Origin of the sequence: Lysinibacillus sp. NPDC092081, from assembly GCF_044755845.1 — a bacterium.
In the GTDB taxonomy this organism is placed as follows: Bacteria; Bacillota; Bacilli; order Bacillales_A; family Planococcaceae; genus Lysinibacillus.
In genome coordinates, this window is the sequence record NZ_JBIVRU010000001.1 from 780,210 (window position 1) to 795,056 (window position 14,847).

13 protein-coding genes are annotated in these 14,847 nt (G+C 39.1%); all 13 read right to left on the reverse strand.

The window, feature by feature from the left end; genetic code table 11:
• The 13 genes from rnc to ACIQLB_RS04040 all read right to left on the reverse strand — a co-directional run bounded on the left by rnc (position 1) and on the right by ACIQLB_RS04040 (position 14,805).
• Entirely contained in the window at positions 1-765 is a 765-nt protein-coding gene (rnc, locus tag ACIQLB_RS03980; RefSeq protein ID WP_400721181.1) for a ribonuclease III, read from the reverse strand.
• 386 nt (positions 766-1,151) lie between these two features.
• Complete coding sequence (acpP, locus tag ACIQLB_RS03985; protein WP_008181678.1) at positions 1,152-1,388, reverse strand: acyl carrier protein; 237 nt, start codon at positions 1,386-1,388, stop codon at positions 1,152-1,154.
• 59 nt (positions 1,389-1,447) lie between these two features.
• Positions 1,448-2,194, reverse strand: a complete 747-nt coding sequence (gene fabG, locus ACIQLB_RS03990) for a 3-oxoacyl-[acyl-carrier-protein] reductase (RefSeq protein ID WP_400721184.1) — start codon at positions 2,192-2,194, stop codon at positions 1,448-1,450.
• Positions 2,187-3,140, reverse strand: coding sequence for an ACP S-malonyltransferase (gene fabD / locus ACIQLB_RS03995; protein ID WP_400721188.1), 954 nt, complete (start codon positions 3,138-3,140; stop codon positions 2,187-2,189). Before fabD ends, fabG begins: the two co-directional genes overlap by 8 nt.
• A 382-nt stretch (positions 3,141-3,522) precedes the next feature.
• Entirely contained in the window at positions 3,523-4,515 is a 993-nt protein-coding gene (gene plsX, locus ACIQLB_RS04000) for a phosphate acyltransferase PlsX (RefSeq protein ID WP_400721191.1), read from the reverse strand.
• A complete protein-coding gene (gene fapR / locus ACIQLB_RS04005) occupies positions 4,512-5,090 on the reverse strand; it encodes a transcription factor FapR (RefSeq protein WP_400721687.1) in 579 nt (192 codons plus the stop codon). The genes plsX and fapR overlap by 4 nt, the downstream gene beginning before the upstream one ends.
• A gap of 131 nt (positions 5,091-5,221) precedes the next feature.
• On the reverse strand, positions 5,222-7,267 hold the full coding sequence (recG, locus tag ACIQLB_RS04010) for an ATP-dependent DNA helicase RecG (protein ID WP_400721194.1): 2,046 nt from the start codon (positions 7,265-7,267) through the stop codon (positions 5,222-5,224).
• 279 nt (positions 7,268-7,546) lie between these two features.
• Positions 7,547-8,458 carry an L-serine ammonia-lyase, iron-sulfur-dependent, subunit alpha gene (sdaAA, locus tag ACIQLB_RS04015; RefSeq protein WP_400721197.1) on the reverse strand — a complete coding sequence of 304 codons (912 nt, stop codon included), beginning with the start codon at positions 8,456-8,458 and terminating at the stop codon, positions 7,547-7,549.
• A gap of 14 nt (positions 8,459-8,472) precedes the next feature.
• The gene (gene sdaAB / locus ACIQLB_RS04020; RefSeq protein WP_400721199.1) at positions 8,473-9,135 is read right to left on the reverse strand and encodes an L-serine ammonia-lyase, iron-sulfur-dependent subunit beta; all 663 of its coding nucleotides are present in this window, start codon (positions 9,133-9,135) and stop codon (positions 8,473-8,475) included.
• A gap of 350 nt (positions 9,136-9,485) precedes the next feature.
• Positions 9,486-11,135, reverse strand: coding sequence for a DAK2 domain-containing protein (locus ACIQLB_RS04025; RefSeq protein WP_400721202.1), 1,650 nt, complete (start codon positions 11,133-11,135; stop codon positions 9,486-9,488).
• An 18-nt stretch (positions 11,136-11,153) separates the two neighbouring features.
• The gene (locus ACIQLB_RS04030) at positions 11,154-11,513 is read right to left on the reverse strand and encodes an Asp23/Gls24 family envelope stress response protein (protein WP_053483333.1); all 360 of its coding nucleotides are present in this window, start codon (positions 11,511-11,513) and stop codon (positions 11,154-11,156) included.
• Between the two features lie 109 nt (positions 11,514-11,622).
• A complete protein-coding gene (locus ACIQLB_RS04035; RefSeq protein ID WP_400721206.1) occupies positions 11,623-12,828 on the reverse strand; it encodes a GGDEF domain-containing protein in 1,206 nt (401 codons plus the stop codon).
• 372 nt (positions 12,829-13,200) lie between these two features.
• Positions 13,201-14,805, reverse strand: coding sequence for a M20/M25/M40 family metallo-hydrolase (locus tag ACIQLB_RS04040; RefSeq protein ID WP_400721209.1), 1,605 nt, complete (start codon positions 14,803-14,805; stop codon positions 13,201-13,203).
• Positions 14,806-14,847: the final 42 nt, after the last annotated feature.

Genomic DNA, 14,847 nt, shown 5'->3' on the forward strand with positions numbered 1-14,847 from the left:
TTAAGCCTCCTCTTTTGCAGTTTGCTCACGCATTGAACGCATTGCACATTGCGCAGCTTGCTGCTCGGCTTCTTTTTTTGATTTCCCACGACCAATACCAAGCTCCTGCCCATTTAATAGTACGCTCGATACAAAGGTACGGTTATGTGCAGGACCCTTTTCATCAATAATTTCATAATAAAGAAGGCCGTTATTTGTTTGCTGTACCATTTCTTGCAATTGGCTTTTAAAATCCATCACATGCGAAAAAGCACCGTCTTCTACTTTCGGGAATACGATTCGTTCTAAAAAGCACACAACCGTTTGTAAGCCTTGATCTAAATAAAGGGCACCTACAAATGACTCAAATACATCTGCAAGTAGTGCTGGGCGTTCCCGTCCACCTGTTAATTCCTCACCTTTTCCAAGTAATACAAAGCGACCAAAGCCTAATTCATTTGCAAAGATAACAAGTGACGGCTCACATACTATGGATGCTCGTAGCTTCGTCAGCTCACCCTCACTCATATGAGGGTATTTCTCAAAAAGATATTTAGAAACAGACAGTTCAAGTACTGCGTCTCCTAAAAATTCAAGACGCTCATTATCCGTAAACAGTTTACGGCGATGCTCATTCACATAAGATGAATGCGTGAATGCTTGATACAATAAATTTTTATTAATAAATGTGATATTTAATTCATGCTGTAAAAGCTCGAATTGATTGCGTACTTTTTCAGGAAGCACGCCAGATTTCTGCATAGTTCCTTTTCTTTTCATAGCCATTGAACAATCTGCCTTCCTAATAGTTTCTACCGTTTAAGTGTACCTTTTTCAAGGCATTTATGCAAAAGTATTTCGGCTTAAATACAATGTTTTGGAAATTTTTTTTAACTACTTTCAGCGGGTGTCACAAAAATTATACCGAGGCAGCATTAAATTTTATTTTCCAAAATAAAAAAGAGGACGTTCACAGTTCGCTAATACGAACCATTTCGCCCCCTTTTTAAATACACCTCAGCAAAGTATCTGCTTTTCTCATAAAAAAAGCAGGAGTACTTTTTTGCCAAAGGCTTTAACTTTATTCAATCATAAACATTTATTGTATAATGACCGCATTCATGTCAGCACCGATAGAGGTGATTAATTTCTGCTAAATAAAGTTAAAGGAATTAGTTTATTTTACTTTCGATGTATGAAATTGCAGAACCAACTGTTGAGATTTTTTCAGCATCTTCATCAGAAATTTCCATATCGAATTCGTCTTCAAGCTCCATTACAAGCTCAACTACGTCTAATGAGTCAGCACCTAAATCATCACGGAAAGAAGCTTCTAGAGTAACTTCACTTTCTTCAACACCTAAACGGTCCACGATTACTTTTGTTACGCGTTCTAATACTGTAGACAAAACATTCACCTCCCCTCAAATGATTATACAAAAAAATCATTATCTATGACTAATTGAAATTACATTACCATGCCGCCATCTATATGTAACGTTTGACCTGTCATATAGTTAGCATCATCTGAAGCTAGAAAAGCTACTGCCTTTGCGATATCCTCAGGCTGCCCAAGTTTTGCTAGAGGAATTTGCGTAAGCATGCCTTGCTTTAGATCTTCTGGTAGTTGTTCAGTCATTTCAGTTTCTATAAAGCCTGGTGCAATCGCATTTACTAAAATATTACGTGATGCTAATTCCTTTGCAGTTGTTTTAGTTAGCCCAATAACCCCTGCTTTTGCAGCTACGTAATTAGCTTGCCCTGCATTACCAGCTACACCGACAATCGATGAAATATTGATGATACGGCCTGCACGTTGCTTCATCATTTGACGTGATACTGCTTTCGTACAAAGGAAAACACCTTTTAGGTTCGTATCTAACACATCGTCCCATTCATCTTCTTTCATACGCATTAACAAGTTATCACGTGTAATACCCGCATTATTTACTAAAATATCAAGCGAGCCGAATGTTTTCACCGCTGCATCCATTAATGCTGTAACTTCCTCTGTTTTGGAAACACTCGCTTGAATGGCTATAGCCTCTCCGCCATTCTCTTGAATCGTCGCGACAACTTCTTCTGCCTTCGCCTGTGACCCGCTGTAGTTTACGACAACTTTAGCACCCGCATCAGCAAGCTTTAATGCAATAGATCGTCCTATTCCCCGAGAAGCACCTGTTACAACCGCTACTTTACCTTCTAATTTACGCATTAATTGTCCACTCCTTCGCCGCTTCTAGTACAGCCTCCAATGATGCTTCATCATAAACACAGTATGTCGTAACAGATCGATCGATTTTTTTCACTAATCCACTTAATACTTTGCCTGGTCCACACTCAATAAAGACATCCACACCTTGTGCAATTATTTCACGCACAGATGCCTCCCATTGCACGGCGCTATATACTTGTTCTACTAACTCATGTTGAATAGCTGAAACATCCTCTAATTCTTTCGCCATTACATTGCCGATTACAGGGATTTGTGGAGCTGATAATGATAAATCAGCCAACGCTTCTTTTAATTTTTCAGATGATGGTCGCATTAACTCTGAATGGAATGGACCACTAACAACTAAAGGAATTGCTCGTTTTGCACCAGCTTCTTTTGCCGCTAAAGAAGCCTTTTCAACGCCTTCTTTTGTACCAGAAATAACGATTTGCCCTGGACAGTTTACATTCGCTACCTGAACTGGCTCACCTGCTGCAGATACTTTTTCAGTTACTTCATGCAGTGCCTCAAGATCCATCCCTAGAATAGCTGCCATAGCACCTTGCCCTGCAGGTACAGCTTCATTCATATAAAGCCCACGCTTATGCACAACAGAAACTGCATCCTCGAACGATAGCACACCAGCGATTACTAATGCACCGTATTCTCCAAGTGAATGTCCAGCTGCATAATTTGGCGTAATACCTGCTGCACGTAATTTTTCTGCAACCATCACACCAGTAGTTAAGAGTGCCGGCTGTGCATGGTAAGTCAATGTTAGCTCCTCGGCTGGCCCCTCTAACATAAGCTTAGATAGCTCAAAGCCAAGTGCTTGATTTGCACGCTCATAAAATGCTTTACTTTCTGCCGCATTCTCGATAAACTCTTGCCCCATCCCAACTACTTGAGAACCTTGGCCTGGAAAAATAAATGCTATTTTCTTCATTTTTTATTAATCCCCTTTTTAATCAATTATGCCTCGGCATAATTTCGTCCGGAATCGGCTTTGTGCTTAGGCCTGCACGAGGGCCGACACGATGTCGGTCATTTCGGTAATGCCACAGGACGTGGCGTTTTTACCGATGCAGGTCAGTTAGCCGTTATCGCATGGATGCGATGATTTTAGGTTAACATCCTTTTAAGAACTCCTTTCCGATTCCGTGACATCCGCCGGAGGCTTTAGGCCAACAAATGTTTTCTGTGCGAAAGCGAAGCGACAGCAACATGATGTTGGTCACTGTTGGTCACTCAGTCGTTGCCACAGGACGTGGCGTTCTTAGACTGAGTTCCTCTATTTCAGTGGGTGTTTGGACACCCGCTGAAAGAAGTTAATCAATTTCTAAGTGACGTACTGTATCTGTAATCGTCGAGATGACTGTATGCTCAACCATCGTATTTGCTTGGCGAATTGCACTGTATATTGCTTTGGCATTGGATGAGCCATGTGCCTTAATCACAGGTGCTTGTAAACCAAACAAGCCAGCACCACCGTACTCTGTGTAGTCCATTTTATTTTTTAGGTCACGCAAATTATTTTTCATAAGCGCAGCCGAAATTTTTGTTTTTGTTGAAGACATAAACGCCTCTTTTAGCATTGAAAATAACGCGCCTGCAGTACCTTCTATCGATTTCAGCACCATATTACCTGTAAAACCATCTGTTACAACAACATCTGCTACCCCTTCAAGTAAATCTCGCGCTTCAACGTTACCGACAAAGTTTAAATCCGCTTCTTTTAATAATCCGAAAGTTGCCTTCGTTAATTCATTTCCTTTTTTATCCTCAGTACCGATATTTAACAAGCCGATACGTGGCTTTTGTAAACCGCCTACCTTTTTCGCATAAATATCGCCCATAATCGCATATTGCAATAAATGCTCAGGTCGCGCGTCTGCATTTGCCCCTAAATCAAGCATTAAAAAGCCCTTACCATCTAAAGTAGGCAGTGTAGTAGCTAGAGCAGGTCTAGCAATTCCTTCAATACGTCCTACTTTAAATAAGCCCCCTGCCATTAAGGCACCTGTATTACCTGCTGAAAGACAAGCATTCGCCTTTCCTTCTTCAACTGCATCCATCATTCGTGCCATTGATGAGTCCTTTTTACGACGAACAGCGCGTGCTGGATCGTCTGTTCCTTCCACAACCTCATCACAATGTACTACAGTTAATCGATCATGTATTTTTAAAAATGGTTCAAGCTTTTGCTGCTGACCATATAATTGAATTTCTAAATTTGGAATTTGCTCTAATGCTAATAAAGCACCTTCAACAACTGATTTTGGTGCGTTGTCTCCACCCATTCCATCAAGCGCTAACTTCATTGTTGTTCACCTTTACCTTTCGTGCGGTACATATCAAATTCACCAACAAAAACTGTTTCACCGCTAACAGTGGACGTTAATTCTACTTTTGTACGATGACTTTTTTCATCACGTCCGATAACGTTTGCTTTTGTAATAACACGATCTCCAGCTCTAACAGGTTTCACAAAGGTAATGTTAGAATGTACTGTTAATGCTAGTTCGTCGTCAATAACTGCTACCGCTAATGAGTTTGCCTGCGCAAACAAATGATGTCCACGTGCGATGCCATTGCGCTGAAAAACATGTTCTTCTTTTACGTCAAAAATAGATAATGCACGATTATCCAATTCAATATCAATTATTTCTCCGATTACTTCATCAATCGGTAGTGATTTCACTTCATTTTCATAAGTTTTCGATGCAACATCTTTAATTCGTTCTCGTAATTCTGGAATTGCTAATTCCATACGATCTAAACGAATTGTTTGGACACTAACCTGAAACTGTGTTGCTAGCTGTTCATCTGTGACGAATGGATTATCAGCTATCGTTTCGGATAATAGTCGCTGTCGCTCTTTTTTCGTTCGTCTCAACATCATTCGCCACCTTTTTTAGTTGTTATTAGCACTTGGTACTAATATCAGTATATAGAGTATAAAAAAAGAATGCAAGACTTGTTTTAAAAACAAGTGCCCACATTCTTGATTGAGCAACAAATATTCAATTAATCGAAGCGGTCCCCTTGTAAAACACCTGAATTTTCAAGCATTTCTCGTAAATATTGGTACTCATCCTCATGCCAAAAAGCATCCGTCTCAAGCATATCCGTTGCATCTTTTCGCGCAGTTTCTAGTATGCGATAATCGTGCACTAAATCCGCTACTTTAAAATCAGGCAAACCACTTTGTTTACGCCCAAAGAAATCACCTGGCCCACGTAGTTCCAAATCCTTTTCAGCTAGGCGGAAGCCATCATTCGTTTCCGTCATCGACTGCATTCGTTCTTTACCTTCATCGGATTTTGGATCTGCTAGCAACACACAATATGACTGATGTTCACCACGTCCAACACGCCCACGTAGCTGATGCAACTGAGCTAAGCCGAAGCGTTCAGCGTCATAAATAATCATAAAAGTTGCATTCGGTACGTTAACCCCAACCTCAACAACAGTTGTAGACACGAGCACATGAATAGTTCCCTCACTAAAAGCTCGCATGACAGCGTCTTTTTCATCCGCGGATAGGCGACCATGCATTAATCCGACATTATAACGTTCAATAAAATATGCTGCAAGCTGTTCATAGATTTCTACTGCATTTTGTACATCCAGCTTGTCTGATTCCTCGATCAGTGGACAAATAGCATAAGCCTGTCTACCAGCAGCAAGCTCTAATTCTAGCTTTGACATAACAGAGCCAAATTGCTCTTTTTTCATCCAATGTGTTTCAATTTGTTTGCGCCCCGCTGGCATTTCATCTATCATCGAAACATCCATTTCTCCAAACGCTGTAATCGCGAGTGTACGCGGTATTGGAGTCGCCGTCATAAATAGCACATCCGGATTTTCTCCTTTATCACGCAATATTCTACGCTGCTCTACACCAAAACGATGCTGTTCATCTGTTATAACAAAACCAAGCTTGTAAAAAACGACATCAGGCTGAATTAGCGCATGTGTACCAATTAAAATATCTATGTCTCCGTTTGCCAGCTCTTCTAAAAGTAAACGACGTTCCTTTGCTTTCGTCGATCCTGATAGCAAAGCTACACGTACACCAAATGGCTCAAACCATTCCTGTAAATTTTCAGCATGCTGCTCAGCTAAAATTTCCGTCGGCGCCATTAACGCCCCTTGAAAACCAGCAGTTACAGCCGCATATAAACATATTGCCGCAACAACAGTTTTCCCCGACCCTACATCACCTTGAAGTAAGCGGTTCATACGATGTGGCTCTTTCAAATCTTTGCAAATTTCATTGACGACGCGTTTTTGTGCACCTGTTAATTCATATGGTAACGATGCAATAAAAGCACGTAACTTTTGCAAATCAAACTGTATAACTGTACCGCACTCACTATCCTTGCGAATTTTACGCAACACTTGAATACGTAGTTGAAAATTTAGTAACTCTTCATAAGCAAAGCGTCTTCTAGCCTGCTTTGTATGTCCTGCATCAACAGGGAAATGAATTCCCTCAAGCCCATCACGCATTGTAGCAAGCTTATAATCAGCTTGTAAACGCTGCGGAATTGCATCCGGTATCTCTGCCCCAAACTCATCTAGCGCTTGTCTCATATATTTACGAAAACGCTTTTGTGGAATCAACCCTTTAAGACTATAAACAGGTTCAAAGTCGACCTGATCTGTTTTCGGACCAAACGAAACAGACGTCCCATTGATAACTTGTCTGCCGCGGTCCCATTTACCTGTAACGGTTATAATAGCTCCCGGTACAAGCTTCTGCTTCAAATAGCCTTGATTAAAAAAAACAACCTTGACTAAATGACGGCCTGCCAACACCGTGACTTGTAATCGAGATTTATTGCGGCCTAAAAACAATACTGTCGGTTCACGTTCCACTTTACACTCAACAGTGACACGTTCATTATGTGGTGTTTGCGCTAAATCCTTTAAACGAAAATCCTCATGTCGATGCGGAAACGTCCATAACAAATCCGCGATCGTCTCGATGCCCAACGTCTCTAAATGTCCTGCTGTTTCTTTCCCGATTCCCTTTAAATCAGTCACGGGATTCGTTAAATCAGTCACTTTGCACGACAGCTCCTCCAATTTTTTTCACCGCCAGTACTTTACCTATAGTCATTCGTATAACCATACTATTTTTCAGCATATGAGTTTTCCCCTTTCTTACGATTACTCTTAGCTTTCATAATATTGTTGTTTGCGTTTAACACTTTTGAACAAATCATACTAAGCATTTTTATATATTCAATATCATTATATAACTTTTCAATTTCAGTAAGATAGCCATTCAATTCTATTGCCTCAAAAAAACACGCCTCCCTTAGGAAGGCGTGTTGAATATTTTTATTTTTGAAGTGACTTGATACTTTCTAAATTGCCATTATCAAAAATAGCTTTACTAATAGCTTTACCTGTTGGTGTTGCAGCAAGGCCTCCACGTGCAGTTTCTTTTAAATTCGGACTCATAGATTGTCCAATGCGATACATCGCACCAATCACTTCGTCACACGGGATGCGACTTGTGACCCCTGCAAGCGCCATATCCGCTGCCACAAGTGAATTTGCTGCTCCCATAGCATTTCGCTTAACACAAGGAACCTCTACTAATCCAGCTACCGGGTCACAAACAAGCCCTAGCATATTTTTGAGTGTAATGGCAAATGCTTCTGAACATTGTTGCGGAGTACCGCCAGCCATCTCTACAATCGCTGCCGCTGCCATACCAGCAGCTGAGCCAACCTCCGCTTGACAGCCTCCAGCAGCACCTGAAATCGAAGCGTTATTGGCAACAACGAAGCCGAAAGCTCCCGATGTGAATAAATAACGAATCATTTGCTCACGTGTCGGATTTAGCTTGTTCTTCACTGCAAACAGTGTCCCTGGTACAACACCAGCAGAGCCTGCAGTTGGTGTGGCACAAATTGTACCCATTGCCGCATTAACTTCATTTGTTGCAACCGCTTTACTCACTGCGTCTAGTAATAAATCCCCCGACAGCGATTTGCCTTGCGCAATATAATCTTGAAGCAATACTGCGTCACCGCCTGTTAAGCCCGTTACAGATTTAACACCCTTCAAGCCTCTTTCAACAGCTTCTTCCATCACCGTTAAATTAGTGTCCATTTGCTGTATAATTTCTTCTCTTGTGCGTCCAGTTATTAACATTTCCTGCTCAATCATAATTTCAGAAATTAACTTTCCTTCTTGCTCCGCTCGTTCAACTAGTTCACGAACATTATGAAACAATACGTCCATATTGGGATACCTCCTTAGTTATTAATTTTAGAAACCTTCGATATATGTGGTATTAAAGAAATTTGTTGTAATATTTTTTCCTCGATATTTTGATCGACTTCTATCACCATAAGGGCCGTTAAACCACGTTCAATACGAGAAACCTCCATATGCCCAATGTTGACAGCATGCATCGCTAAGCAATTTGCCACATTGGCAATACAACCAGCACGATCATCGTGTACAACAAGGATTGCTGGCATGCCACCTGTTAGACGTAGCTTGAAGCCATTAACCTCACTCACTTCAATTTTACCGCCACCGATAGAAATACCAACGACAGACATCTCTCCTTCATCATCGCCAATCACAAGGCGAGCTGTATTCGGATGCTCCATGTTTGCTGTTTCTGGGATAAACTCATAATCTAAGCCTGCCTTTTCTGCATCGGCAAAAGCTGTTTTGATCCGCTCATCAAATGTATCGTAATTTAATAAGCCCCCTACCAAAGCTACATCTGTTCCATGCCCTTTATATGTTTCAGCAAATGAACCATATAAATGGATTTTCGCCCACTTTGGTTGTCTTCCAAATAAATCTCTGGCAACGCGTCCAATTCTTGCGGCACCTGCCGTATGAGAAGAAGAAGGCCCAATCATCACTGGTCCAATAATATCAAATACTGAAGTAAACTTCATAATAACACCCCTCTATTCTATCCATATAATAATATCGATTTTTTATTTATATCATGCTTGATAGTTACTATAAAAGTAAAGCACTTCTTTATCAACTTTCAGAAAATTTACACGACTATAATTTAGACAATGAAAATACTGATTTACTTTTGTCTACTCCATATACACAATGATTTCAAAACGCTTATATTCCAGTATTGCTAAATTCGTTGTCCTCTGGATACATACATCAAATCATTTATTCTTAGCTGATTTTATAGTTTATTATATCCTATTCTCCTTGTACCATAAACAAAAGCAGTACACGTCTTGTGCACTGCTTTGTCTACTTATGCGCAAAGTAGATGAAATTATTCTACTGAAATAATATATGGATATAACCCTTGTTTACCATTAAATAACTCTACTTCAACCTCTGGATAATTCTCTTCAATAAATTTCACTAATTCTGAGGCGTTTTCTTTCGTTGTATCCTCACCATAGATGACTGTTACAATTTCTGCATCTTCATCCACTAAATCAGTAATGACCTTCTCAGCAGCATCTTTTAAGGCTGGAGTAGATAATACAATTTTACCTTCGGCAAGTGCCATGAAATCGTCCTTATGAATTTCCACACCATCAATTGATGTATCTCGAACTGCATAAGTTACTTGGCCTGTTTTAACATTTGCAAAGGCTTCTGTCATTGTTGCTTGGTTCATTTCAACTGCCGCCTCTGGATTAAACGATAAAATCGCTGCCATACCTTGAGGGATTGTTTTTGTTGGCACTACAGCCGCTTCTATATCTAAAAGCTCTACTGCTTGTTCTGCTGCCATCACGATATTTTTGTTATTTGGTAAAATCAATACTTTTTCAGCACCAATTTCTTGTACTGCCTTCACAATATCTTCAGTTGAAGGATTCATTGTTTGACCGCCTTCAATAACATAAGAGGCACCAATTGAACGAAGTAATTCAGCAACTCCCTCGCCCATTGCAATCGTTACAATTGCATATGGGTGCTTTTCTGCTTTTTTAGCTGAAGAAGGTGCTTTATGATCCTCACCAACAATGGCAGAATGCTGTTCACGCATATTGTCGACTTTGATTTTAATAAGACTTCCATATTTTTGACCCATTGCTAAAACAGTGCCTGGTTGTTCAGAATGAATATGCACTTTTGCAATTTCTTCATCTGAAATAACGAGTAAAGAATCACCTAGAGGGTTTAATTCATTGCGGAATTGTTCTTCGCTAAATGGCTCTTTTCCTTCTTCAAAACGTACCATGATTTCTGTACAATAACCAAATTCAATATCCACAGTATTCATGAAATCTTGTGCTCTATGATGTTCTGCATTAATTAAATCATCTAAGGTTGCTTCATTTTTCACCGGTAATGGCTCGCCCTTTAAGGATGCTAAAAATCCTTCATACACAAATAGAAGACCCTGACCGCCACTATCTACAACACCGACTTCTTTTAGAACAGGTAGAAGTTCAGGCGTACGTTGCAACGAAGCCTGTGCTTCAGCAGTAAATGCTTCCATCACCGCAATGATATCGGTTTCAGTTTCTGCCACTTCTACACCTTTTTTCGCCGCTTCACGTGCAACTGTTAAGATCGTTCCTTCAACCGGCTTCATTACTGCTTTATAAGCAGTTTCTACGCCTGCTTGGAAGGCACCCGCAAAGCCCTTGGCATCAATTGTCGCTTCTTTTTCGATAGACTTACCAAAGCCACGGAATAACTGCGATAAAATAACGCCTGAATTTCCACGTGCTCCCATTAGTAAACCTTTTGATAAAGCTTGAGCTGTTTTGCCGATATGTTCTGAGGCATATTGCTCCGTTTCCTTTGCCCCAGATGTCATCGATAAGTTCATATTCGTTCCTGTATCACCATCTGGTACTGGAAATACATTTAATGAATCAACATAATTTGCATTTTGGAATAGGTGATGGGCACCCATTTGCACCATTTCTGCAAACTTTATTCCGTTTAAAGACTGCATTCGATTTTGTTCCTCCTCTTAATTCGCTACACGAACGCCCTGCACAAAGATATTGACAGATTTTACGCTCATACCTAATGTTTTATCCACTGTATATTTCACTTTCGATTGTACTTGATAAGCAACTTCCGAAATTTTTGTCCCGTAACTAACAATAATGTACATATCAATATGTAAATCGTCGTCCTGTTTTCGAATAACAACACCTTTTGCAAAATTTTCTTTACGTAAAATATCAGTTAGACCATCACGAATTTGATGTTTAGATGCCATGCCAACAATACCGTAGCATTCTACAGCAGCGCCACCAGCTATTTGTGCAAGTACATCTGTTGAAATATCAATTTGGCCGAATTCATTGTTTAATTCAATTGACATAGAAATGCCCCCTTGGCTCTTTTTGACTAAATGATATTGTAACACTTTCGTTATGCATTAAGCAACCTTGGAAGGCAAGAAAGCGCATTGTATCAACGTTTTACTGACATTATAAAAGTAAACATACACCTTCATCGAAATTTCCACTTTTGCTGTAAAAGTTGTTACGACCGTTTTGTTTTGCTGTGTATAGTGCTTGATCAGCTAATTCACAGCATGTTTTCAATTGCTCGCTATTCGAGATTTTAGCATGACACATTCCGATGCTGACCGTTACAATATCAGCTACCTTTGAATGCTCATGACGAATGTTTAAGTTGCGTACTTCCTCTAAAATTTCCTCACAAACATGCTCTGAAAACTTTGCGGCATGCTGACTAACAATTACGAATTCTTCGCCTCCCCACCGCGCTGCAAATGCATTATACTTTTCTGCAATTTCATCTAATAGAGCTGCCACTTTAATCAATGCTTCGTCACCTTGTAAATGACCGTAATAATCATTTAAATTTTTAAAGAAATCAATATCAATCATCATGACAGATAATGATTTTGGTTTACTAAGTTGTTGCCCTATTTGTGTCAATTTATTATTAAAAGCTCGTCGATTAGGCAAATTTGTCAACGTGTCCCGAAGCGCTTGCTCTGATAGTTCATTATTTTTCTCAGCTAATAATTTCGACAAATTCTTGGATTTTATCATTTCTTCTTGTAATAAAATATGTTGTTTCGTAAATTGTCTTTTTATTTTAAATGTATGACGTTGAATAATTAGCCCCATCGGAATAATAAGGGACATCGGTAAAAATATTTTAATACTTTCACTAAATATCCCGACACTCAAATAAGCACTTATCAAAATGGGTGGTAATGTTAACAACAAAATCCAAAAAAATTTCCGGAAAGGGAGGGAAAAAAAAGTACAAATCATTAAAAATAGCACCTCATAAAGAGCCACATGTTTAAAGAAATAAACGTCCATTACGGTTATGACAGTAATTAATAATAATATTGTATAGATATAAGTTAGTAAGATAGATTCGTATTTTCGTAAATTAAGAGTTGTAACCTTAATCCTCTTTTCCTTCACAAATAATAACACCGCTAAATCTATAAAAAACAATATAATGTGAATGCCTATATAAGCTGGTACCATCGCTCTTTCTGTTTTTGTAAAGAAGACCTCACCATAATGAATAATTGTAATGATGGCTGTTACATACATCAACGTCCACGCTACTGTTCGCATTCGCATTAAGTTAAATTGAAGCATTTCTATTTGAATAGAGAGAGTTAACTTTTCTTGATTTTCCATAACTTCCGCTCCTAAAAACAATCTTGCAATAATTTGTCCTATTTTTATCGTCTAAATAATTAAAAATACAAGTAGTCTTTGCAAAATTGTTGAAAAATGAAAAATTAGCTCCACCTTTTAATAGAAGCTCAATAAACACGATACTACTTTATTAGTCAAAAACAATACTTCTATAGCGGCATTTCGCTTTTCTGCAAAAATTATTCTCTAAAATAATAAAAAAACCGATGCTTATATTGAACTGCCCCGTAAAAGTTAGATTGATGTCTAACATTTACGGGGCAGTTCATTCATAGCATCAGCTTTTACATTTTTCTTTATGAAACGAACAATAAAACGGGTTTCCCTATTCATTTGAATCACTATTTTTAATTAAAATAGGCTTTTTATAAGCGTATCAAGCATCACTGGCATTTCCTTAAATGCGCTATCCACATGTAATCTTTCCGTCTTTTGATGGGCATCCTTGCCAAAAGGTCCAACGTTTAAAACAGGGCCCTGTAATGCGGACATTTCTTCAAATGGAATACTATACGTGTCTCCCCATACCGGTGTGTTACGCTCGAATGCTGTCCATTCGTTTGAGTCGTCCGAATAATTGACATAGCTCAAATCACAAATACCATTAAAATAGTGAATTTGCTCCACTTCAATATTAAATGTTTTTGCTGTTTTCTTCATTAATTCAATCGATTGGATGACAAGGGGATGATCGGATGAATTAATCGCCGGATAGTAAGGTGGTGCATATAACAGCACTGTCGCTGGTGTAAGTTCCTGGCAACGAATCATTAGCTGATCCACTATGCGAATAGATTTCTCACGATCATCCCATGCACTATTTTCAAGAACATGCCTTTTTATTACATTTACTTCCTCAGCGCCTAATTTATTGATCGCATGCTCTAAAAGTGCCTCGTAACGAAGTACTTTTACTTCACCAACGCCATGTACCTTTTCTCGCTCACAAATTCTTTTATATTGTTCATTGCAAGCTGACATTGCTTCCAATGCCACTTGTTCAAAAATATCCATTACTTCCGATGCTGTGCGCTTTAATAAAAACACATTGTAAAGGGCTGCTGCACGATATGGTGTTTGTGTAGAATACTCCATTTTCAAATCTTTTAATTGTAAGGATACTGGTAATGGTGTACTTTCACCAAGATCTGTTTCACGGAAAATTGGATTCCACTCCATATGCTGCGTCATGTATGAAGCAATAAAATTCGCTGTCATTCCTTTTAATGGCTCACCCACATGTGTCTCTTTTCCGTAAAATAAGGCAGCAGGCATAATTTTACCGATAGTTCCTGAATAAATATATTCATTGGTATCAGCTGGGCCTTGTGAAAAAGAAGGCTCACTATTTAAAAATAGTTTATAAGAGAGTCCATGCTGTTCACGAAGTCTGACAAGCTCGACAACTGCTGCACGCATCCCAGCAGAATTTACTTCTTCATCTGGCACAGTCGTTAAAATAAGATTGATTGGCCATTCTTCGACACTTGCCTTTTCAATCAACTGCATATGCAAAGCAAGCCCCATTTTCATATCCATCGTCCCACGACCAAATAAATAATTACCTGATTCCAAATCAATTCTTGCCGCTTCAGGTAAATCCTTTTTGTATTTAGGTTCCATTAGCTTTTTTGTCAGCTCTTCAGGATAGAAGGCTAATGGCTCCAGTTCACCGTATTCTTCAGTATGGACCGTATCAAAATGACTAATTAACACAACCGTTGCTGTTGCAGATGGATGCTTATACAAAGCAGTCACAGCATTGCGTTCAAGGCCCGCATCATGTAATTTAATAAATTCTGGGTTTGTCCGAAAATAAGAAAGCGTTTGCAATTTATTTTTTAATTTATAGGCAAATTCATGTTCTCCTTTTGTTAATGTCCTACTTTCCCAACTGACTATTTCACATAATAATGCACGTAGCTTTTCAGGTGTATTCCAAAGATAAACATTCATAAAAAGTCTCCTTTATCCGATCTTCTTAACACCGAATACATA